27 protein-coding genes and 2 pseudogenes are annotated in these 21,565 nt (G+C 35.6%); 18 read left to right on the plus strand and 11 right to left on the minus strand.

Annotated features, from left to right (window positions below; all coding sequences use genetic code 11):
• The first annotated feature begins 135 nt into the window (after positions 1 to 135).
• The 12 genes and pseudogenes from CDOM16189_RS06630 (at position 136) to glyS (ending at position 9,207) form a co-directional block, all read left to right on the plus strand.
• Positions 136 to 777 carry a Crp/Fnr family transcriptional regulator gene (locus CDOM16189_RS06630; protein ID WP_169974986.1) on the plus strand — a complete coding sequence of 214 codons (642 nt, stop codon included), beginning with the start codon at positions 136 to 138 and terminating at the stop codon, positions 775 to 777.
• Positions 778 to 875: 98 nt separating this feature from the next.
• Positions 876 to 1,052 (plus strand): YgaP family membrane protein, encoded by a 177-nt coding sequence (locus CDOM16189_RS06635; RefSeq protein ID WP_169974988.1) that lies wholly within the window; start codon positions 876 to 878, stop codon positions 1,050 to 1,052.
• Positions 1,053 to 1,180: 128 nt separating this feature from the next.
• Entirely contained in the window at positions 1,181 to 1,657 is a 477-nt protein-coding gene (locus tag CDOM16189_RS06640) for a 3-isopropylmalate dehydratase small subunit (protein WP_169974990.1), read from the plus strand.
• A 1-nt stretch (position 1,658) separates the two neighbouring features.
• Positions 1,659 to 2,732, plus strand: coding sequence for a 3-isopropylmalate dehydrogenase (gene leuB, locus CDOM16189_RS06645; RefSeq protein ID WP_169974991.1), 1,074 nt, complete (start codon positions 1,659 to 1,661; stop codon positions 2,730 to 2,732).
• Positions 2,729 to 2,974 (plus strand): hypothetical protein, encoded by a 246-nt coding sequence (locus tag CDOM16189_RS06650; RefSeq protein ID WP_169974993.1) that lies wholly within the window; start codon positions 2,729 to 2,731, stop codon positions 2,972 to 2,974. Before leuB ends, CDOM16189_RS06650 begins: the two co-directional genes overlap by 4 nt.
• 137 nt (positions 2,975 to 3,111) lie before the next feature.
• A pseudogene (locus tag CDOM16189_RS10080) lies at positions 3,112 to 3,279 on the plus strand (CiaD-like domain-containing protein); the annotation flags it as partial.
• Positions 3,242 to 4,354, plus strand: coding sequence for a tRNA nucleotidyltransferase/poly(A) polymerase-related protein (locus CDOM16189_RS06660; protein ID WP_169974996.1), 1,113 nt, complete (start codon positions 3,242 to 3,244; stop codon positions 4,352 to 4,354). The pseudogene CDOM16189_RS10080 and the gene CDOM16189_RS06660, both read left to right, overlap by 38 nt.
• Positions 4,355 to 4,415: 61 nt before the next feature.
• Positions 4,416 to 5,249, plus strand: a complete 834-nt coding sequence (gene purU, locus CDOM16189_RS06665) for a formyltetrahydrofolate deformylase (protein ID WP_169974997.1) — start codon at positions 4,416 to 4,418, stop codon at positions 5,247 to 5,249.
• On the plus strand, positions 5,249 to 5,716 hold the full coding sequence (locus CDOM16189_RS06670; RefSeq protein ID WP_169974999.1) for a tRNA (cytidine(34)-2'-O)-methyltransferase: 468 nt from the start codon (positions 5,249 to 5,251) through the stop codon (positions 5,714 to 5,716). The genes purU and CDOM16189_RS06670 overlap by 1 nt, the downstream gene beginning before the upstream one ends.
• A gap of 9 nt (positions 5,717 to 5,725) precedes the next feature.
• Entirely contained in the window at positions 5,726 to 7,030 is a 1,305-nt protein-coding gene (locus tag CDOM16189_RS06675; protein ID WP_169975001.1) for an endonuclease/exonuclease/phosphatase family protein, read from the plus strand.
• Positions 7,027 to 7,149, plus strand: a complete 123-nt coding sequence (locus CDOM16189_RS09975; RefSeq protein ID WP_257792998.1) for a hypothetical protein — start codon at positions 7,027 to 7,029, stop codon at positions 7,147 to 7,149. The genes CDOM16189_RS06675 and CDOM16189_RS09975 overlap by 4 nt, the downstream gene beginning before the upstream one ends.
• Before the next feature lie 30 nt (positions 7,150 to 7,179).
• The gene (glyS, locus tag CDOM16189_RS06680) at positions 7,180 to 9,207 is read left to right on the plus strand and encodes a glycine--tRNA ligase subunit beta (RefSeq protein ID WP_169975002.1); all 2,028 of its coding nucleotides are present in this window, start codon (positions 7,180 to 7,182) and stop codon (positions 9,205 to 9,207) included.
• A gap of 39 nt (positions 9,208 to 9,246) precedes the next feature.
• Here the strand turns inward: glyS and modD are convergent, their stop codons facing one another.
• The 10 genes from modD to CDOM16189_RS06730 form a co-directional block, all read right to left on the minus strand.
• A complete protein-coding gene (modD, locus tag CDOM16189_RS06685; RefSeq protein WP_169975004.1) occupies positions 9,247 to 10,086 on the minus strand; it encodes a ModD protein in 840 nt (279 codons plus the stop codon).
• 3 nt (positions 10,087 to 10,089) lie between these two features.
• Positions 10,090 to 10,359 carry a helicase gene (locus CDOM16189_RS06690; protein ID WP_169975006.1) on the minus strand — a complete coding sequence of 90 codons (270 nt, stop codon included), beginning with the start codon at positions 10,357 to 10,359 and terminating at the stop codon, positions 10,090 to 10,092.
• The gene (locus CDOM16189_RS06695) at positions 10,353 to 12,428 is read right to left on the minus strand and encodes a heavy metal translocating P-type ATPase (protein ID WP_169975008.1); all 2,076 of its coding nucleotides are present in this window, start codon (positions 12,426 to 12,428) and stop codon (positions 10,353 to 10,355) included. Before CDOM16189_RS06695 ends, CDOM16189_RS06690 begins: the two co-directional genes overlap by 7 nt.
• A complete protein-coding gene (locus tag CDOM16189_RS06700; RefSeq protein WP_169975010.1) occupies positions 12,412 to 12,756 on the minus strand; it encodes a YtxH domain-containing protein in 345 nt (114 codons plus the stop codon). Before CDOM16189_RS06700 ends, CDOM16189_RS06695 begins: the two co-directional genes overlap by 17 nt.
• Before the next feature lie 2 nt (positions 12,757 to 12,758).
• Positions 12,759 to 13,058, minus strand: a complete 300-nt coding sequence (locus tag CDOM16189_RS06705) for a magnetosome protein MamC family protein (protein ID WP_169975012.1) — start codon at positions 13,056 to 13,058, stop codon at positions 12,759 to 12,761.
• Positions 13,058 to 13,384: a hypothetical protein gene (locus CDOM16189_RS06710; protein WP_169975014.1), complete on the minus strand. Its 327-nt coding sequence runs from the start codon at positions 13,382 to 13,384 to the stop codon at positions 13,058 to 13,060. The genes CDOM16189_RS06705 and CDOM16189_RS06710 overlap by 1 nt, the downstream gene beginning before the upstream one ends.
• Positions 13,385 to 13,406: 22 nt before the next feature.
• The gene (locus CDOM16189_RS06715; protein WP_169975016.1) at positions 13,407 to 14,111 is read right to left on the minus strand and encodes an aminotransferase; all 705 of its coding nucleotides are present in this window, start codon (positions 14,109 to 14,111) and stop codon (positions 13,407 to 13,409) included.
• On the minus strand, positions 14,101 to 14,439 hold the full coding sequence (locus CDOM16189_RS06720) for an HMA2 domain-containing protein (protein ID WP_169975018.1): 339 nt from the start codon (positions 14,437 to 14,439) through the stop codon (positions 14,101 to 14,103). Before CDOM16189_RS06720 ends, CDOM16189_RS06715 begins: the two co-directional genes overlap by 11 nt.
• A gap of 78 nt (positions 14,440 to 14,517) precedes the next feature.
• Positions 14,518 to 16,686 carry a heavy metal translocating P-type ATPase gene (locus CDOM16189_RS06725; RefSeq protein ID WP_169975020.1) on the minus strand — a complete coding sequence of 723 codons (2,169 nt, stop codon included), beginning with the start codon at positions 16,684 to 16,686 and terminating at the stop codon, positions 14,518 to 14,520.
• Positions 16,683 to 17,117 (minus strand): Fur family transcriptional regulator, encoded by a 435-nt coding sequence (locus CDOM16189_RS06730; RefSeq protein WP_169975022.1) that lies wholly within the window; start codon positions 17,115 to 17,117, stop codon positions 16,683 to 16,685. The genes CDOM16189_RS06725 and CDOM16189_RS06730 overlap by 4 nt, the downstream gene beginning before the upstream one ends.
• Before the next feature lie 180 nt (positions 17,118 to 17,297).
• On the opposite strand from CDOM16189_RS06730, the gene CDOM16189_RS06735 reads away from it, so the two are divergent.
• Complete coding sequence (locus CDOM16189_RS06735) at positions 17,298 to 17,507, plus strand: hypothetical protein (protein WP_169943090.1); 210 nt, start codon at positions 17,298 to 17,300, stop codon at positions 17,505 to 17,507.
• Positions 17,508 to 17,531: 24 nt separating this feature from the next.
• On the opposite strand, the gene CDOM16189_RS06740 is transcribed toward CDOM16189_RS06735, so the two are convergent.
• Positions 17,532 to 18,188, minus strand: a complete 657-nt coding sequence (locus CDOM16189_RS06740) for a lipid-binding SYLF domain-containing protein (protein ID WP_169975024.1) — start codon at positions 18,186 to 18,188, stop codon at positions 17,532 to 17,534.
• Between the two features lie 92 nt (positions 18,189 to 18,280).
• Here CDOM16189_RS06740 and pgp3 point away from each other — a divergent pair, with 92 nt between their 5' ends.
• The 5 genes and pseudogenes from pgp3 to CDOM16189_RS06765 form a co-directional block, all read left to right on the plus strand.
• On the plus strand, positions 18,281 to 19,087 hold the full coding sequence (pgp3, locus tag CDOM16189_RS06745; protein WP_169975026.1) for a peptidoglycan metallopeptidase Pgp3: 807 nt from the start codon (positions 18,281 to 18,283) through the stop codon (positions 19,085 to 19,087).
• 67 nt (positions 19,088 to 19,154) lie between these two features.
• On the plus strand, positions 19,155 to 19,502 hold the full coding sequence (locus tag CDOM16189_RS06750) for a DUF1104 domain-containing protein (RefSeq protein ID WP_169975028.1): 348 nt from the start codon (positions 19,155 to 19,157) through the stop codon (positions 19,500 to 19,502).
• Positions 19,503 to 19,694: 192 nt separating this feature from the next.
• On the plus strand, positions 19,695 to 20,210 hold the full coding sequence (locus CDOM16189_RS06755; protein WP_169975030.1) for a DUF1104 domain-containing protein: 516 nt from the start codon (positions 19,695 to 19,697) through the stop codon (positions 20,208 to 20,210).
• A gap of 104 nt (positions 20,211 to 20,314) precedes the next feature.
• Positions 20,315 to 20,977 carry a response regulator gene (locus CDOM16189_RS06760; protein ID WP_169975032.1) on the plus strand — a complete coding sequence of 221 codons (663 nt, stop codon included), beginning with the start codon at positions 20,315 to 20,317 and terminating at the stop codon, positions 20,975 to 20,977.
• A pseudogene (locus tag CDOM16189_RS06765) lies at positions 20,946 to 21,565 on the plus strand (sensor histidine kinase); the annotation flags it as partial. The gene CDOM16189_RS06760 and the pseudogene CDOM16189_RS06765, both read left to right, overlap by 32 nt.

Here is a 21,565-nt window from a genome sequence, read left to right on the forward strand (position 1 = left end):
TCTTTAAATAGATCTATTTATCAGTGACAATATCACGATATTTAATGTTTTTTGGTTTTTAAAAAATACTTAAATAAGAATTTTTTTAATATTTTTATATACAATACGACATTACACTCTGAAAAAGGAGAAGATATGCTAAATGAAGAAGATAGTAAATTTTTAGATGATAATTTTCTTTCTCAGTTTGAAATTTGTGAAGATGACAAAAAGATTATATTTCAAAGAAGTATAGTAAAAACCTTTAGAAAAGATGAAATTATATATACTAAAGATGGATGCAAAGGCTTTATAATGCTAAAAAACGGAAATCTAAGGGCATATATAGCATCAAGTAATTTTAAAGAGATAACCGTTTTTAGCCTAAATGAAAATGAATGTTGTATACTGTGCTCATCTTGTGTTAAAGATTCTTTTGAAATAGAGATAAATTTACAGGCCTATGAGGATACTGGTATCATCTTAATTCCTGTAGATACTTATAAAATTTTAAGAGATAAATATCCAGATGTAATGAACTATACCTTAAGTCTTGTGTCAACTAGATTCGCAAGTGTTATAAATGTGATGGAGCAGGCTTTGTTTTCTCCTCTGGTTGAGCGTATTAGAAATTTTTTAAGTCAAAATGCCAAGAATTCAAATATAAAAATTACTCACGAACAACTTGCAAATCATATAGGAAGTGCTAGAGAAGCCGTATCAAGAGTACTAAAAGAGATGGAGAAAGAGGGTGAAATAGTTCAAAAAAGAGGGGTAATTACTTTTAAAAGTAACTAAAATGTAACTTTGTTGCAATTCTAAATCATTATTTGTGATATTATTTTATTTAAATAAATTGACTAAAGTGAAATGCTTTTAGTCTTGAAAGGAATAAAATGTTAAGTAAAAAAAATAGAATTATTAGAGTTGTTTTGGGTGTTTTGTTGATGGCGGGTATCTGGTTTTTCTTTAAGAGCTATTGGGCTTTAATAGGACTAATACCTATCATAGTTGGTATTACAGGCTTTTGCCCAGCATGCTCGCTTCTTGGCAGATGCTCTTTAAAAAGATAAATTTAGGCTAGTTTTAGCCTAAATTTTCATCTACTTACTCTACTTAAACACACTCTTTTTAAAATTTATTTGATAAATTATTTAGCTTTATTTTGCTAAAATCCATAAAATTTAAATAGGACATTATAATGAATAAAGTTTGGAAATTTGGCGATAATATCGATACTGACATAATTATTGCCGCAAGGTATTTAAACACATCCGATGAAAATGAGTTGGCAAAACATATCATGGAAGATGCTGACCCTGCTTTTAGCACTAAAATCTCAAAAGGCGATATCATAGTAGCTGGTGAAAATTTTGGTTGCGGAAGCTCTAGAGAACATGCTCCTATAGCGCTTAAAGCGGCTGGAGTAGGTGCTGTTATAGCTAAATCTTATGCAAGAATTTTTTATAGAAATAGCTTTAATACGGGTCTTTTAATCCTAGAGATAAATGAAACAGATGAGATAAATGAGGGTGATGAACTTAAGATAGATGTTGATAATGGTGTTATCTTAAATTTAACTACAAAAAAAGAGTATAAATTTAGCCCGATTCCACCATTTATGCAAGAGCTTTTAAAAAGTGACGGATTAATAGAATATGCAAAAACGAGGATATAAAATGGCAAAAATTTATAATATAGCAGTAATAAAAGGCGACGGAATAGGCTCTGAAATAGTTGATGAGGCTATTAAAGTTTTGGATGCGTCAAGTGTAAAACATGGATTTGAGTTAAATTACAATTTTTACCTTATGGGTGGGGCTGCTATAGATGTATTTGGCGAACCTCTGCCGAGTGAGACTTTAAATGGAGCCCTTTCAAGCGATGCAGTGCTCTTTGGGGCAATAGGCGGTCCAAAATGGGATAATCTTCCTACAGATAAGCGTCCTGAAAGTGGCTTGCTTAAACTACGCAAAGAGCTTGGAGCCTATGCGAATTTACGCCCGGCAATGATATTTGATGAGCTTGTCGACGCTAGCACGTTAAAGCCGCAAGTTCTTCAAGACGTTGATTTTATAGTTGTTCGTGAGCTAACAGGCGGCATATATTTTGGCCAACCTAGAGAAAAAAAAGACGATAGCGCATTTAATACTATGGCATATTCCAAATTTGAGATTGAGCGTATAGCAAAGGTTGCTTTTGATAGTGCAATGCTACGTAAAAAACAGGTTTGTTTAGTTGATAAGGCAAATGTACTTGAGACGAGTCAGCTATGGCGCGAAGTTGTAAATGAAGTAGCTCAAAACTATCCTGAAGTAAAAGTTGATTTTATGTATGTAGATAATGCAGCGATGCAGATTGTAAGAAGTCCGCGCCAATTTGACGTTATTTTGACTGAAAATTTATTCGGAGATATTTTAAGCGACGAGGCTAGTATGGTATGCGGGTCTATAGGACTTCTTCCAAGCGCTAGCATAGGGGGTAAGGTTGGAATTTACGAGCCTATTCATGGTTCAGCTCCGGATATTGCGGGACAAGGAATTGCTAATCCTATCGCTACTATTTTAAGTGCCGCTATGCTTTTAAGATACTCTTTGGGCGAAAAAGAGGCCGCAAATAGTATAGAAAATGCAGTTAAAATGGCTTTAGCTGAGGGTTATAGGACAAAGGATATCGCTGATTTTGGCGCTAAAGAGATATGCACCACAAGCGAGATGGGCGGAATAATAGCTAAATTTATAGGAAAACAGTGAAAAATACTATCACGGAAGCTTTGATTTATGAGGCGCAAGGGCTTCAAGACGATGCTCTTTTAGTCTATAGAAATATATTAAAGAATGAGCCCGGCAACAAAGATGCTGTAAGTGCGATTAGAAGGCTTAGCGGACTTAGAAAACGAGATCCTAATTTAAACGAGCAGATGCGTGATTTCTTTATAAATATGAAAAGCGATGAAGAGATAATAGAATTTAAAAGGTGGCTGATAAGATTATGAAATTAGAAGATATTGCAAAAATGGCCATAGATGAGGTTGCGGCAGAACTTAAAGAGATAAGCTCTATCGAACATCATACAACTAAAAATGAGCAGATTAAAGATGAGCCGGAAGCAGAAAAATTTAATATAAACGGCGAAGAGATATTTTTAAAAAATTTAAAAGAGCGAATCTTGGTACTTTTTGAAGGGTTAAATGTCGTAAGTAGAGAAAATTTAGAGGATAGATTAGAGCTTACTTTGAAATTTTTAGAATTTGTACTTGCCAATGTTGAAAACAGGCTTGATAATCTCAAAACTAAATGAGCTAAACTGGGTAAGAAATTTACTACGACCCTATACTAAACGTGCTTATATCGTGGGCGGCTCGGTTCGCGATATCTTTCTTGGAAGAAAAATAACCGATTTTGATATAGAAATTTACGATATCTCTCCTTGCAAATTTGATCAAATAATGAAAAATCATGGAGCCAGCGGAGTTGGTAAGAGCTATTTTGTCTATAAACTAAATGGCTTTGATCTTAGCTTGCCAAGAACTGAAAATAAAGTAGGAGAGGGTCATAAGGCCTTTGATGTAAACTACTGCAATGATGAAAAAGGCGCCTCTATGAGACGTGATTTTACCGTAAATTCTATCATGATAAATATATTTGACGGCAAAATACTTGATTTTTGGGGCGGCTTGGACGATATTAAAAAAGGCGTTTTAAGACATATTGATGATGAGAAGTTTTGCGAAGACTCTTTAAGGGTTTTACGAGGTGTGCAGTTTAGCGCCAGATTTGATTTTAAAATCTCACAAAAAACACTAAATTTGATGAAAACAATAAGTCTAAAAGATCTAAGCAAAGATAGGATAAGCGGTGAAATGCTAAAGCTTTTTAATGCTAAATTTCAAAGCACAGGGGCTAAATATCTTTATAAGCTTGGACTCTTTAAAGAGCTATTTGGTCTAAAATTAAGTAAAAATAAGCTGATTGATTTTCAAAAAAAGCTTATAAGTGTTGGCAAATTTAAAAAAGATCCAAGGGAATTTTTGTATCTGCTTAGAGAATTTGGGCTAAAAGAGAGAGTGATAAAGGATCTAAATTTGCCAAACAGCTTTATGTCTATTTTTAAAGAGCCATTTTTAAAAGGGCGAGTCAGCGATAAAGCCCTTTTGAGTATCGCCATAAAGATGCCTTTAAAAGATTGGCTTGGATTAAATTCAGCAAGCTTGATAAGAAGAGCTAAAAAATTTGGTCTATACGATAGTAGGTTTGAGCCCTTTGTGGATACTGAAGAGATTTTAAGAGCAGGCTTTAAAAATGAGGCTATAGGGGCTGAAATTTTAAGACGGCAAAATTTGGCGATAGATGAGTTTTTGAAAAATAAATTTTAATGGTTATAAAAGTCCAAATTGGCTAAAATAAAAGCTTTTTAAAAGATAAAAGGCAATGAAAATGAAAAAATATATTCTTAAAATTGAGTGTCAGGATGAGAAGGGGCTCATTTATAGAATTTGCGACGTAGTATTTAAATATCACCTAAATATTGAGACAAACAATGAATTTGTCGATGAGGACAACAATAGATTTTTTATGCGCGCCTCTCTTATGGGCGATATAAATACGGCCGAATTTATAGGTACGCTTGAAGCCTTCTTGCCAAAAGGCGCTATTATAGAGTGTGTGGAGGTAGCCAAAAAAGATATCATTATACTGGCCACTAAAGAGGCGCATTGCCTTGGAGACTTGCTAATCAAGCATCATAGCGGAGAGCTAAATGCAAATATCTTAGCAGTTATTGCAAATCGTGAAGTTTTAAAAGAGCTGGTTGAGAAATTTAATATCCCTTTTCACTATGTAAATTCTGATTGTATAGATAGACAAGAGCATGAAGAAAAGGTACTTGAAATAATGGGTCAGTATAAATTTGATTATGCTGTCCTTGCAAAGTATATGAGAATTCTTTCGCCAAATTTTGTAAAACACTATCCAAAAAAGATTATTAATATACATCACTCGTTTTTACCTGCATTTATCGGAGCTAATCCATATAAGCAAGCTTATGAGCGAGGGGTAAAAATCATAGGGGCGACGGCTCACTTCGTAAATGATGATCTGGATGAAGGGCCTATTATCGTTCAAGACGTAATAAACGTAAATCATGAGATGAGTTGGCAGCAGATGCAAAAAGCCGGTAGAAACTGTGAAAAAAGCGTTCTTGCGGCAGCACTTGATCTGGCTCTTGAGGATAGGCTATTTGTATACAAAAACAGAGTAGTTGTCTTTTAATGTTTAATATAGTTCTGCTTAGCCCTCAAATTCCCCAAAATACAGGCTCTATAGGCAGGATGTGCGTAAATGCAAATTTAAATTTGCATATTATTAAGCCTACTATTTTTGATCTAAGCGAGAAGGCCGTAAGACGTGCAGGGCTTGATTACTGGAAGATGTTAAATCCTAAAATTTGGGAAAATTTGGACGAATTTTTAGAAGAGAACGCAAAAATTGAGGATAGATTTTTTTACGCTACTACAAAGTCTAAGAAATTTTACTTTGACGTTAAATTTCAGCCAGGCGATTTTTTATTTTTTGGAGGCGAGAGCACAGGGCTTCCGATGCAGCTTATGCAAAGAAATTTCGCCAACGCCATTACGATACCGATGGGAAAGCAGGGTAGAAGCCTAAATTTGGCCACTAGCGTAGGCATAATCGCGTATGAGGCAATTAGGCAAAATATTGATAAATTTGAGTTTTAAAGAGGATTGATGAGAAAAATAATTTTGCTATGCTTAAGCTTTATTTTGGCGGTTTCGGCCGAGCTTAGCATAGCTACTTTCAATGTTGAAAATCTATTCGATGCTAAAAATAACGGCACTGAATATCAAGACTTTGTGATAGGAAAATCGCAGTGGAGCGAAAAGGCCGCCAGTGTTAAATTTAATAATATAAAAAATATAATCAAAGAGCTTAATGCCGACATAATCGCGCTTCAAGAGATAGAAAACGAGGAAATTTTAAAAGAGCTTATGAGAGCTTCGGGATATAAATATTTTGCCTTTTCAAAGGACAAAAGATCTCCTATCGGACTTGGATTGATATCTAAAATAAGGCCTGTTGAGACTAAAATTTTTAAAGTTCCAAATGTAAAGACAAGAGATATTGTAAAAGTTAAATTTGAGCTTGATGGACATGAGTTTAGTCTATTTGTAAATCATATGCCGGCTCAAAGAAATAGCCTAAAGAGTAGAGAGAGCGCTTTTAGGTCTTTAAAAAGCTCTATACAAAACGACGAAAATGTAATATTACTGGGGGATTTTAATACACCTTACGGTAAAGAATCACTGCTAAATGATATTTTGATAAGTAGAAATATGGTTGATCTTTGGCAGTTTATGCCAAGTGACAAGAGGTATTCTCATATAAATTTAAGACCTATTGATCATGTAGTTGTTTCAAAGCGGATGGTTAATGGCGGCGGAATAAGCTATGTAAATGGAAGTTTTGAAGTCTATAAACAGGGCAAAAATGTTTATTCGGATCACTTTCCTTTGAAATTTAAAATAAGCACCGTTACTAAGGCCAAAATTCAAGAAAAGAATATAGACGATATATTTAAAAATCCTAAAAATACACCTTTTGTTATAAGCGGAGTGACGGTGGTTTATAAGGATAAAAAAGGTTTTGTGATAGCTAAAGACGGGCGTGGAATTTACGTATATGAGCCAAAAAACGACGATCTAGTCGGCAGTGTAATGGATGTGGTTATAAATGATGTGGGCGAATATAAGGGTATGCTTGAGGTAAAATCTCTCTATGTCTCAAAGATATATGATAAGCTTATGGATCCTAAGCTTCAAATGCTAGGCGAGGAGCGTATAAAAGAGGCTAGAGCGGGAGACGTTATAAGAAGTGTGAGCGGAGAGATTAAAAGAGGTAGACTATATACCAACTATGGCGATATTAGGATTTATAGCTCCAAGGGCAAGATGGAAGATACAAAAGAGGCTAAATTTGAAGCGGTTAAAGTAGTACTTTATCACAATGAGCCTCAAATTTGGATAGAGAAATGAAGATATTAGACTTTGCAATACTTTCCGCTTTTGTGCTTTTTATGATATTTTTAGTGCGTGGATTTGTTTTGCAGATGAAAGAGAGAAATGATGAGAGAAATTCAAAGAAAAAAAGTTAAAATAACAAAAAATCAAAAAAAGAGTTGGCTATGACAAAAGAGTTAATAATAGAAATTGGAGTTGAGGAGTTGCCGGCCATTCCGTTTTTAAAAGAGTCTGGTAATATCAAGGAAAAGTGGCAGGATATTCTTAGGGAAAACAGCCTTTTTAGCGAGTGCGAATTTTATTATACGCCTCGTAGAATAGTTTTTTATCATCCTAATTTTAAGATCAAACAAGATGATGGATTTAGTGAGTTTATAGGTGCTCCTAAACAAGTTGCTATTAAAGACGGCAAATTTACTCAGGCTGCGATTAGCTTTGCCAATAAATGCGGTATAGACGAGAGCGAGCTCAAATTTGAAACAATAAACGGTAAAGAGGTTTTATACTATAAAAAACCAGTTGCCGGAAGACCTAGTAAAGAGCTTTTAGGCGATATGATAGAGAAATTTTTGCTTAGCTTAAATTTCGGCAAGTCTATGCGATGGGGGGATGGGAAATTTGACTTTATTCGTCCGATAAGATCTTTTCTTGTGATTTTAGGAGATGAGGTGGTTAAATTTAATAAATTTGATGTAGATAGCGGCAATTCTATATATCAACACAGAAGCATAAGCTATGACAAATTTAGCATTAAAAATGCTAAAGACTATTTTGGTTCAATGTCAAAAATAGGCGTTATTTTGGATCAAGAAAAAAGACGCGAGAAAATTTTAAAAGAGTTTAAAGATATAGAGCAAAAAAGCGGATTTGATATAGAGATAGATGAGAATCTACTAGGTGAGGTTGTGGCTATTACAGAGTATCCTACTGCTTTGATTGGAGAATTTGAGGCCGAGTTTTTGGACGTGCCAAGCGAGGCTATTATAACTTCAATGAAGGAAAATCAGCGCTATTTCCCTGTGTTTAAAAATAAAAAGCTAAGCAATCATTTTGTGGTAGTAAGCAATGCTATTGCGGATGATTACAACCTTATAATAAAAGGAAACGAAAAGGTTCTGCGCGCTCGTTTAAGTGATGCAATGTTCTTTTGGCAGAGTGATTTAAAGGCTGATTTTGGCCATGAAAAACTAAAAAATATAACATATTTAAAAGAGCTTGGAAGCATCTATGAAAAAGAGCTAAGAGAGCTAAAGGCGGTAAAAGCTTTAGCTAAAATTTACTCTAATCGCTTAAATAGTGAAGTGGGAGAGCAATATGAGGCATTGCTTGAAAGAGCGGTAATGCTAAGCAAGGCAGACCTCACTACTCAGATGGTATATGAGTTCACGGAGCTTCAAGGAGTAATGGGGTATTACTACGCAAAGGCTAAGGGCGAGAGCGAATTTATAGCAAATGCAATTAAAGAGCAGTATCTGCCAAGTGGTGAAAAGAGCGAATGTCCAAATGGTATTTTTAGCTCGGTAGTAGCGCTTGCAACTAAGATAGATACTTTAATGGGGCTATTTAGCGTAGGTAAAATTCCAAGCGGCAACAAAGATCCATACGCATTAAGAAGAGCTGCGAACGGAATAATTAAAATCATACTGAACGAGAAACTAAATTTTAATCTCAAAGAGATTTTATCAGGTCTTGCAAATGGCTACGCAAAATTTGATCTAAAACAGCTTGAAAATTTTATATTTGATAGACTTTACACTTTCTTTGATGCTAATGCTTCTATAATAAAAGCCTGCTTAGCAAGTGAAAAAGGCGATATTTTAGCTCAATGCGAGGCTATAAAAGCGCTTTATGAGATTAGCGAGAAGAGCGATTTTAGAGAGAATTTTAGTACATTTAAACGTCTTGCAAATATTATCAAAGATGAGAATATTGGTGCGGTAGACGAAGCTCTTTTTGAAAGCGAGCAAGAAAGAAATTTAAATAGCGAATTTAAAAAAGTGGTTGCTAAAGATAGTGATTTTAAAGAGAGATTATATGATCTGTTTGCATTAAAATCTGTTATTGATAGCTTTTTTGATAAGGTAATGATAAATGTGGATGATGCTAAAATCCGCAGCAACCGTATAGCTCTAATAGGTCAAATTTATAAAGAGTTCCTAAAAATCGCAGATATCAAAGAGATAAGTTTATAATTTTATGAGCAGATATTTATATTTAATGTAAATATCTGCTTAGATAACTTTTAGAGTTGAAGTTAGATTCGCCATTCCTTGAGTATACATTGCGGATGTTACGATAGCATCTACTCCGGTATTTGCATACTCTTTGACATTTTTTAGATTTATTCCGCCGCTTGCCACTATGGTGATATTTGGATTTTTTTGATTTCTTGAATTTACAGCCTCTTGCAACATTGATATATCAAATTTATCACATTGCACTATATCAACATTGGCGTCTAAAAGCTTATTAAGTGTTTTTAAGTTTTCACACTCTACTGATATTTTTTTCTCTGGCATCTTGGCTTTAAAAATTGGAATTTGAGTTAAAAACTCATCAAAATTTTTGTAAGCTTTTATGTGATTTTCAAAAAACAACACACTATCATTTAGATTTAGCCTATGTATTCCACCTCCGCCCTCAAGAACAGCTTTAATGCAGATTTTTTTAGCAAAAGGAAAACTTTTTCTGGTTGCTAAAATTTCACATTTTTTATTGACGCTTTTAGCATGTTTTAGCATCAAATTTGTATATGTAGAGATTTTACAAGTGTATTCAAGTAATATCTGGCACAGCTTCCAAGCTTTATGAACATCATTATATGAGCCCATAATTTTTAAAAGTACGCTTTGAGATTTAACCAGACTTTGGTTATTGTAATAAATTGTAGTTTCGCAACCTAGCAAATTTGCGATTCTGGAAGAGATATCAATGCAGCTTACTACGATATCGTCTCTTGTTTTTATCTCTAAAATCGCATTTTTATCAATATTTTGAAGCGAAGTAGTAAGATCAAAATACGGTATATCTTCATTTATATAGCTTAAAATTTCACTATCGCTAAAAAACATCTCTTAACTCTTTTTTGATTTGCTAAGACGTTTTTTAACAGATTGGTCTTTTTGAGCCTTTACAATCATATTTTTAAATATCCCATTATCATAAAGTCCGGCATGGTATAGAGCAAAACCTACAAAGGCTATACTTGAGGCTACATGCAGTTGTTTTATGGGTTTATTTTTCATATTTAAAGCCGTAAGGCAAGCAGTGGCCAGAGTAACGCTCATACCAACTTTTGCTGCTTTTCTATGAGTGTTTAGATTTAAAAGTTCTCCGCTTAGCATTGTTTTATTTTCACACCTTTCATCGAATTGGCAAGCAGACCTATAGTAGTGCCGTTATGCAAAACAGCTGTCGCAATAGGATTAAATAGTCCAAATGTCGCACCTGCTAGTATAAGCGAATTTATGCCAACTGTCGCATTAAAATTCGTATTAATAAGCTTCATTGTTTTATTTGCCATATCTTTTGCTGTTACGACAGAGTAGATGTCGTCTTTTAGTAGGCTTATGTCCGCTGTAGCCTTGGCTATATCGGCTCCTTTTTGCATACTTATGCCGACATTTGCTCTCATTAGGCTTGGAGCGTCATTGATGCCGTCTCCTACAAAGGCTACTTTTTTACCCTCTTGTTTGAGTCGTTCTATTATCGTCGCTTTATCGGTAGGCAAGCAGTTGGCAAACACTCTATCTATGCCTAGCTCTTTGGCTACTTGATTTGCCTTGCTCTCGATATCACCGGTTAGCATTACCAGCTCTTTTACGCCCAGTTTTTTTAGAGCATTAAGCGCATCTTTTGCGTTTTCTCTCATTGTGTCTTTCATCGAGATAACGCCTAAAAGCTCTTTATTGTAGCCTACGTAAAGTAGAGTAAATCCATTGTCTATGGCATCTCTTATAATGTCTTCATGCTCTATAAATGATATATTTTCGTCATCTTCTAAAAAATGCCTGCTGCCTATTACGACCTCTTTGCCGTTTACATGTGTTTTGACACCGTGAGCTACTATAAATTCCACCTCATCGTGATGTATATGGTGGAATCCTACCTCGCGAGCCGCTTTTACAATAGCTTCTGCTACAGGGTGGAAGTAGTGCTCCTCTGCACTTGCGGTTAAATTTAAAAGCTCAGCCTTGCTAAATTCTTTTTTAAAAGAATGAACTTCTACTACGCTAAGGCTTCCGTGAGTTAGCGTTCCTGTCTTATCAAATACAAATGTATCTGCACTTGCAAGAGCCTCTATGGCTTTTGCGCCCTTTATAAGCACTCCGTTTCTACCTGCCTTTGATATACTTGATTTAAAGGCTACCGGAGTTGCTAGTTTGAGTGCGCATGAGTAGTCAGCTTGTAATACTGATGCAACTCTTGTCATATCTCTGCTTAAAAGATAGGATACTCCGGCTAGAGAGAGGGTGACTGGAACTAGCTTGTCTGCCAGTTTTGTAGCTCTTAATCCGATGCTTGATTTTTCGTTTAGAGAGCTTTGAATATATTGTTTGATGCGTGCCGTAGCGGTCTCTTCTCCTACTCCTTCTGCCCAAATTTTTATTCTTCCATCCTCTATGACAGTTCCGCTCATTACGCGGTCCCCACGCTCTTTTTTCACGGGTTCGGCTTCACCTGTCATGGATACTTGATTTACGCTTGCCGCGCCTTCTACGATATATCCGTCTATGCCGATACTCTCGCCTGCACCCACTACTACGATATCACCTATCTTTACGCTTTCGGTGGCTACTTTCGTAAGGGTTTTTTTGCCTTTTTCTATCTTTTCTACCCAGACCTCTTCGATATTTGGCTTTGCAAGCTCTTTTACCAGATCATCACTTCTGTGAACTGCGCTTTCTTCCATATATTCGCCGATTGCGAGCATTAAATTTGTACTATTTGCGGCCATATAGTCGCGTCTAGCCAGACTTACTCCTACAGCCATGCTCTCAAGCACTTTTGAGGTAACACCTTCATTAATTAGCTCGCTTACACCCTCCTTAAGAAGCGGAGCGCAAGCGTACAGGCTTGTTGCAGTTTTTAGCATATTGCCATTTATTAGTGGAGTTATGGCTATGCTTGCAACAGCCTTATAAATACCCGCTTTGCTTGGGCTATCGTTTTGTTTGCTCAGATTTTTAATTTTTAAATTTTCTAAAAATTTAAAAATTTCATCAAAATTTGAATCAAACTCTATAATTATGCTTTTGGCTTTTTTATTCAGCCTGACGCTTTTTACATACTTAAATTCTGAAATTTGAGCCTCTAAAAAGCTCTCATCACACTCTGAGGTTATATCTTCGCATATAAATCTTACACGATTTTTACTCTTATGTGCGATATAAATTTTATTTTTGTGACTCAATTTCAGCCTTTACGTCTTCAAATCGCTCTTTGAGCTCTTCAAATCCGGCTTGAAGCAAATTTGAACCTTTCACTATAGCTGAAAACACTGCTTGTTGAGCCTTTTCATTTGTTAATATATAAGCTACAGTTCCGCCTATCAAAGCGCCTTTTAAAAATCCTGCCGCATTGAAATTTTCAGGAACGAAGTCTTTTAAAGCTTCGTTAATACCCTTGTCAAAAGCACTTAGAGCACCGGTTGTTTTAACTGTAGTAGTCGTTGTTGTAGTGCTTCCATCGTTATTGATTTTATTGACGGTTTGAGTCGAATTTATATATGGGTTGTTCATCTTTATTCCTCTGGATTTATTAATTTCTCGGTTAGTATTATGCCGCCAATTCCTACAGCTGCACTAACTGCCGCACCGATATAGTTTCCCATAACGAGTCTATTTGATGCACTGATAGCGCAAGCCGTAGCTAAACCGCCCTGAATACTTAGTTTGATAGTTTTTTTGGTTGCCTGTTTAGAGCTTATATTGCCTTTTTTATATTCATTATAGGTAAGCCCGCCAATTGTAATTCCGGCTATTAGAGCACCACTTATAAGGTGGTCCATAGGAAGCCTTGCGGTAGAAGTCAATGCTCTCATTATTCAGCTCCGCCCGCTACTTCTGGAGTTGTTTGAACCGGAGCTTTTTTAGCTCTTGGGGCTCTTTTTTTCTTTGTAGCCTCTTTGGCTTTTTTATCAGCTTCTATCTCTTCAGGCGTTCTTCTTTTACGTCTTTTTTTCACTTCTTGTTTTACTTCGGTTGAAATTTTTTCAAATTTTTCTGTCGCAAATTCTTTGACATCCTTCGCTGCTTCCTTACTCTTTTCTAATCCGCATTCTAAAGCAGATTTAACCTTTTTTCTATTATTAAAAGCAACAACGACTAATCCGCCCACTGCAAGTCCTGCTAAAAATGGTAGTGCCATCTTAAATCCTTTATCATTGGTATTATTGAACATCTTCTTTCTCATCCTCTTTGTTTATCATTTTGTTTATTAAAATTCCAGCCATTCCGCCTACTGCAAGTCCGCTAAAAAATGAGAAATGAGGGCTATTAAGAAGCTCTACGATGTCTTCTTGACTGCCTCTTCCTGAGGCTATACGCTCAACTCTTTTACTCATCTCGGCAAATGCATTTTGGTTAAAGCCGTTAAATTCATTAAAACCAAAATTATTATTTTTTGGCTGATCGTATGCATGCTCTTGTTCGTCATTATCGTGATTATCTTCTTTTTTGTATTCTTGATCTGCTGCGTTTATTTGTTTTGTCGCGCCAAGCTCTTCATAAAGCCTTATTTTGAGTGCTGCGACATATTCGTTATAAGAGGTAGCCCACAGTCTAAAGCATATATCTCTTAAATTTTCATCTTCTACTTTATCTGTCAACGTCTCATAAAAAGCATTTAATTCTATCTCGTAATTTAATGCTTTTATAAGGCAGTTTTCAAGACTTTGATTATTTAAACCATCAAAATAACACTCTACAGGTTCATTTGATTCGTAACCGCTTAACAGCATTAAGCCGCTATTTTTGATGGCTAAAATTTGAGCGAAAATCGGATCCTTATCCTTTAAATTCTCATAAAGCCTAATTCCTCTAAGCTCAAATATATAGGCTGCTTTTACGATCTCTTTTAAGTTTTCATCCTGCATATGCGCTCCTTGCAAGCTCATTTATGGTTTGAGATATTTTATCTAAATTTCTACCTGCCAATAGATCGTCCCAGATATCTTTTGGAAAAATCGCGGAATCATACTCTATCGTTACAGAGCCTATTAGCTGGTTAAATTTTACATTTTTTATACCATCTATTTTTTTTATTATCTGATCTATCTTGTCTAAATTTAGATTACTGGCTTCGTCTTTTATCTTTGCGCTGACTCTTACTCTAAGGCGTCCTGAGGTATGATGAATCGGCGTAAAATATGAGGTTATCTTTACAATAAGATCCGGTAGTATTAAATTTGGTGCTACACTCAAAGTTCTCTCCTTTTTATCTTTGCGTTATTATCGGCTTCGTATGCTTAATTGTAACTTAAAGTTTTTTGCATATCGTTATCATTTTTTAATGCTAATTCTGCTTGAATTCGCAATGATTCCTGCGGTATGAGCGATATGCACTAGACCCGCTCCGGCTGGACTTAGCACGCCAAGAGCGCCAAGTGCCGCTCCTAGCATATTTGTGCTTGTGCCGATATTGTAGTTTTGTTTTACTACACGAAGTGCAAAAGCGCTTAAATCGTGAAGTTTGACTATGTCAATAGGGCGAGAGTTTGTGATGGCTATGTTTGAAATCTCTATAGCAGCCTCGCTTCCCCCGCTAGCAAAAGATATTCCTATATCGGCCTTACTCATAGCCAAGGTATCATTTACTCCGTCTCCTATCATTACGACTTTGCCGCAGTTTTTAAGCTTTTCAATGATTTTTGCCTTATCGTCAGGCATCAAAGAGAAGTATATATCGTCAAAATCAAATTTATTTGCAAACTCTTTGGCTACTTTTTCATCATCTCCAGTTAATAGTACAACTTTTTTACCTCGCTCTTTTAGCGCCTTCACGGCTTCTATGCTTCCTGTTCTAATCTCATGCTCATAGATTATAGCTCCCAAAATTTCACTATCCCTGGCAAGGTATACGATTGTATTTTCGCTTGTAAATTTAGGAATTTTAAAATTTTGTATTTTTACCTTATATTTTCTCATTAGATTTAGATTGCCTAGTAAGAACTCGCTATCTTCAAATTTAGCTTTGACTCCAAGACCGGGCAAAATTTCGCTTTTAAAATGGATATTTGCAGAGATGTTTAAGCCCTTGGCATATTCGTTAATAGAGACGGCAAGAGGATGCGTGTTGTGATGCTCTATGCTTGAAGCTATTTTAAAAAACTCTTTTTTTGTTATCTTGCTTATTAGTTTAAAGCCTACTATCTTTGGTTTGCCTGTAGTAAGTGTTCCTGTCTTATCAAAGCAAAATATTTCGCTTTGACTGACATTTTCTAAGTACTCTCCACCTTTTATCAATATTCCGTCTTTTGCGGCTCTTGCTATGGCCGCACTTACAGCGGAGCTTGCAGCAAGCACCGTAGAGCAAGGGCAGCTCATTACTATCATGACACTAAAAGCTCTTAAAAATGAACCAGTCACAAAAAATGTCCCGACACTTAAAGCCGAGCCGATTTTTAGCACTTTTTGAGCTAGTCTATCAGCGCTTAGCTCGCTTTGGCTTTTATTTAAGAGATTTTTTTCAACTTCGCTTATGATTCTGGCTATATACGTTTCATTTCCTGTTGCGCTTACTTTTATGTAAATTCTGCCTTTTTCAACTAAAGTATTTGCAAACACGCTATCGTTTTTCTTTTTATATACACTCTCGCTTCGTCCGTTGATTATAGCTTCGTTTATCTCCGCACTTCCATTTATTATAACTCCGTCGGCTACTATTTTTTCTCCACTTCTGCATACTATTATATCGCCATCTTTGAGATCTTCTAAAGAGACTTCGACTTCTAAATCACCTTGTAAGACATAGGCTTTTTTGACATCCAGGCTGATTAGCTTATGAATTTCCGCACGTGATTTGTTTGCCGTATACTCTTCAAACAGCATACTTCCTCTAAGAATATAAATTATCTCAAATGCAGCCGTTACCTCTCCACCTAAGATCGCTATAAGAAGTGCAAATGCAATGAAGCCTTGCAGACTCATTTTTTTCTCTTTTAGCTCTTCTAGCCCCTCTTTTATGAGAGGAATTGCGGAGTATATGCTAATAGCTCCTATGGCAAGCTTGGCAAGCAGTCCAAGAGGTGTAGCCATAATATGCTCTTTTACGAAAACACCTACGGCTATTAAACTAAGAGCGCCGAAATTTAGTAGCTTTTTTCTCCAGCTAGATTCTGACACTAAATTTGTAGAGCAGTGCGAGCAGGCATTGCATGCCGGAGTCGAAATTGTTAAAGACTTTGATTTTTCTATCTTTTTTGAGATTTTTTGACTCTCTTTTTGTCCAGCAACTGCAAAAGTTTTCTCCAGTTTTGTTAATATCTCATCTAAATTTATAATATTTTGATCAAAATGTATTATTAGAGAGTTGCAGTATTGGTTTAGTCTTATGTTTTTTACTTTTTTTTCTAAAATTTTATTAATTTTTTCAAAATTTTTTGGATTAAATTCTGGAGATTTGAGCCTAATTCGCCCACTTATATGAGCTTTTACAACTATTTGTGTCATTTTTGACACTCTTTACAAATTCCATATAATATCATCGTATGGCCTTCTATTTTAAATTTTTTATTTTCGCAGATTATGTCTTGTCTATTTTCTATGGTTTCATCGTAAAAGCTTACGATTTTACAGCATTTAGTGCATATTAGGTGGTCGTGATGCGAATTTAGATTTAGTTCAAATTTTTTGATTCCACTCTCTTCAAAAGATATCGCCAGTCCAATTTCCTCCAAGAAATTTAAAAACTGATATATTGCCGTTAAGCTAATATTTTCTTTAAATTCCCGATGAAACCTCTCTTGTATCTCGGCAGCACTAAGGTGATCATCGTTAATATACAAGATTTTTAAAACCCCTTCCTTTTGGCTTGAATTTTTATAGTTAAAATCTTTTAAAAAGGTAGAAAATTTTGAGTAAAAATTTTCAAAATTTTGCATATAATCGCCACTCTTTATTCTAAATTCATAATTGCTATCATGATTATAATAAAATAAGCTGATTTGCGAATAAATTTGCAATTTTTATATAAAATTTTTATAAATTTTAAGAAAATTTGATAAGCAAATATAAAGGTTTTTTTGGCATAATTCCGCAAAAAAACTTTCAAAGGTAGGATAATGACATACGACGAGCTTGAATTAGACGCCGTTTTGCTTGAAGTTCTAGAGAACAGAGGTAGCTTTGAGTCTATGGATGATGAGGAGCTTTTTGAGCTAATCGAAGAGGTTGCAAAGTATACCGATGGAGATTATGAAGAGGCTTTTGAGTATATGACTCAATTCTCTCCAATAAATAAAAAAAGATTTGTTTCACTTTATATGGTTTAGCCCTAAGCTAAACCATAAATTTAACTATTCAAAATACTTATTTAATACTTCTTTTAGTTTTTGAGTATATCTGCTATCTTTTGGAGAGTTGTGATAGATATCTGCGATATCGTAAATTCTTTCGTAGTAGTCATTTGTATCTTGATTGTTTACTACCATCATAGAAGTGTTTATGCTAACTCCTAAAAACACTCCTTTTGCCTTTCCTCTTTCTAGTACCCATGCGGAAATTTCAGGAAGATCTGTTGAGACTCCGGACTTCTCTCCGGCTCCTAATATAACGGCATCAGCGGTAATATCTATAGAACCTTTACCATCAACTAAGCCAGCCCATGATCTGCTTGATTTAAAAAGTAAAATAAGATCAACTGATTTATAACCAGCCTGCGCTCCAAAACCAACACCTTTATAGTCTACAAAGATAGGCGCGCTCCACTCGTTATCATCGTTTCTAGCTACAAAAATTCCCTTTCCGTCATGCCCAGATATTATAAATCCGCTTTTGACCATGCTTGGTATTATTGCTATACCGGTAATGCCTTTGAATTTCTTATTTTTACTTACTCCAAAGTCGTTAAGTATATTTAGTGAGGTTTTGACTTTCTGACTCTGTGTAAAATCTGCAAGCGCAAATGTAGATAGTGTCAAAATGCAAAGCATAAGCTTAAATATTTTATTCATCAGTATTTCCTTTTTGATAAACTTTAATTGCTATTATATTACTTTTTACTAAATTTTAAAACCGTTTTTTTAATTTTATATAAAGGATTTATATGAAAAGTATATTTTTAATAATTTTTATCTCACTTAATATTATGGCTCAAGATATAATAAACGGAGATATACAGATAGCCCAGATTGAATCAAATTTTGCAGGCAAGCTAACAATAGACGGTAAGCAAAGAGAGTGGCTTGTTAATCCTGCTAATAAAAATGTAAAATTTACTATAGTCACTGCAGGGTATTATAAAAAAGGTGAAATAGTCTTAAGAAACGATTTTAATAGAGATACAGATGAGATTGTTTTTAAAGTCATTAATGGTCAATACAAGAAAGAAAAGATAAGTGTCGAGAGCTCAAAGGTTATACCTCCTAAAGAAATATTAAAAAGAATTGAGGAGGAGAGGGATGAGGCTAATAAAATTTATTCAACCAGCACTCCCGGATTAAAATTTAATACAGCTTTTATGCTTCCTATGAGTTCGGTTATAACAAGCCCTTTTGGAACCGCTAGAGTTTTTAACGATCTGGTTAAGAGCTATCACTCAGGAACCGATTTTCGTGCGGCTATCGGCACTCCTGTAGTGTCTAGCAATGACGGTATAGTCGTAATCGCAAAAGATAGATACTACGCTGGAGGCTCGGTTGTGATAGATCACGGAGAGAGAATTTATACGCAGTATTATCATTTAAGTAAGATTGACGTAAAGCTTGGCGCAAAGATAAAAAAGGGCGAGATAATCGGACTAAGCGGAGCTAGCGGTAGGGTTTCAGGACCACACCTTCACTTTGGCGTCATAGTAAACGGCGTGCAGGTAAATCCGATAAATTTCATCAAAAAGATAAACGCTCTTTTTTAGTTTGACGACTTAACTTTTTCTTCACAACTTCTTTTTAAAATCTTTTCATAACTTTTAAGGAGAAAATATGAAAAGATTAAAAATCATGAGTATATTAGTTGCTTTTAAAGCCTATTTATTGGCGAAATTTGACAAGGCTCAGTCGTGCGGATTTGCCAAAATGATAAAAAACGCCGATGCTAAGACTTTAGGCGAAATTTCATTTGAGATAGATAAAAGAGCGGCTAAGCTAAGAGTTGAAGCCGAGGCTTCAAAGCAAGACTTTAAGTCCGAGTTTGATAAGAAAATAGCCTCTATAAGCCAAGACGAGCAAGCGAAATTTAAAGAAAAATTTATCGCCAGCTACAATGAAAAAGTCTTAAATTTAAGCGTTAAAGAGGCAAACGAACTGGCACTTAAGCCTATAGAAATTTAATCTAAACAACACAGAATTTGACCGAAACTACTCGGTCAAATTTGACTTTCTTATAATCTTAAATTTACATACCAAATTTAACTAAAAAGATAAATTTAAATTCACACTAAAGGCGATTTTATAAATTTTGCTTAACTTTTTCTTCACAACTTTTCTTTATACTTCACTTACATTTCAACACAAGGAGAGAAGATGAAAAAGTTAGGTTTGATCGTAATATTAGTCGCGGGAAGTTTGTTTGCAGGCTCGATTATCGATAGCTCAAACGAGCAGTTAAACAGCATGATAGCGGGTGCGGACGCAAAGACGCTAAGTGAAATTTCGTTTGAAATTCATAAGCGCGCAGGCAAGCTTGATTCGCAGATAGCGGATATAAGAGGCGACTTTAGAGAGCAGATGAGAAAGAAGATGTCTGCGATGAGTCCTGATGAGAGAGTAAAATTTATGCAAGAGTATAGAGCAATGATGAGCGATAAAATAGACGCTTTAAGCGTAAAAGAGGCTCGTGAAATGGGATTTTACGCCTATGGCGGAAGTCAAGGTAGCGGTCACGGCTGGCATCATAAATCAGGCAAAGGACACAAGACGAAAGCTTATCAAAACTGCAATCAAAATTTTAATTGCGGTATGAATCAAGCACAAGGAATGGGTATAAATAAAAACGGCGCACAGGGATATGGTGCAGGCTTTGGCTGTATGTGGCAGTAAATTTATGGCTATTGCGTCCTTTGGCTCAAGAGCTTAAAGCTAAAATTTATGCTTTATTAAAACCAAAAATAGTAATATCCGTAAATTTGGCTTAAGGAGTAATGGTGGCTAAAATTTTAGTAGTTGAAGATGAGGCGATGCTGCTTGATATGATGTGTTCGTATCTTCGAAGCGAAAATTTTGAAGTAGAGGGTGTCAAAAGCTACAATGAGGCTTTGGATCTAGCCTATGAAAATAGCTTTGACCTATGGATATTTGACGTTAAAATCATCGGCGGCAACGGCTTTGAGCTACTAAAAGAGCTAAGAGAGGCTAGAAGGCTTACTCCTTGCATATTTACTACATCTTTAAACACCATAAACGATCTTCAAAAGGGCTTTTTGAGCGGATGTGATGACTATATCAAAAAGCCTTTCGAGCTTAAAGAGCTGCTTTTGCGCGTAAATAATATCCTTAAAAGAACATTTGTGCATAACGTAAGAGAATTTGAAATGCTTGATGAAAATTTCAGCTTTGATATGAAGCAAGGAGTGTTATATAAGGGCGAAGAGATAGTAACCATGCCTAAAAAACAAGCCAAACTTTTAACTCTGCTGCTTAAAAACCGAGATAGGTTCATAAGCAGAGATGAAATTTATGAGCAAATTTGGGACTATGACGAGAGTCCAAGCGAGCTTAGTTTGCGCGTTTATATAACCGAACTGCGCAAAATTCTTGGCAAGGAGCGTATCGTAAGTGCCTCAAAGCTGGGATACAAGTATGTTTAAAAAACGCCACGTTTTGCCAATATTTTTGCTCTATTTTCTAACCAGCGTTGCGTTTTTAGTATTTTTCGGCAAAGTTTTTTATGATAGAGAAAAACACTTCATAATGGACAAGGACGCATTTGATTTTAGGGATTTTAAGCGCGAACTTCAGATAAAACTTCACAACAACGGCGAGCTTGACGACGACGACTTTGACGATATGAAAGCTTATGTCGTAAATTTAAAAACGGGCGAAGTGATACAAGATGACTTTAAGCCAAAGCAGGGAATGGGGCGTAACTACATGGACGGCGAAGAAAATGTCGTACAGTTTAGAGTCCATGATAAAAAGGGTCAAAACGAGTATCTCGTAGCCATTAAGCGCGCTGATGTTAAGGTTAAACTCTTGGCACTCAAGGCTCAAATTTTGCTCGTTTCGCTTGGAGTATTGGCTGTGATCTTGCTAATAGCTTATCTTATCATCAGGCTATCTCTGCGTCCGCTATACGCAAAGATAGAGTTTTTAGACGGATTTATCCGCGATACGACTCACGAGATAAACACTCCTTTAAGCGTGATTTTGATGAGTATAGAGCTATTTAAAACTGA

It is taken from the genome of Campylobacter sp. RM16189, assembly GCF_012978815.1.
Classification (GTDB): Bacteria; Campylobacterota; Campylobacteria; order Campylobacterales; family Campylobacteraceae; genus Campylobacter_A.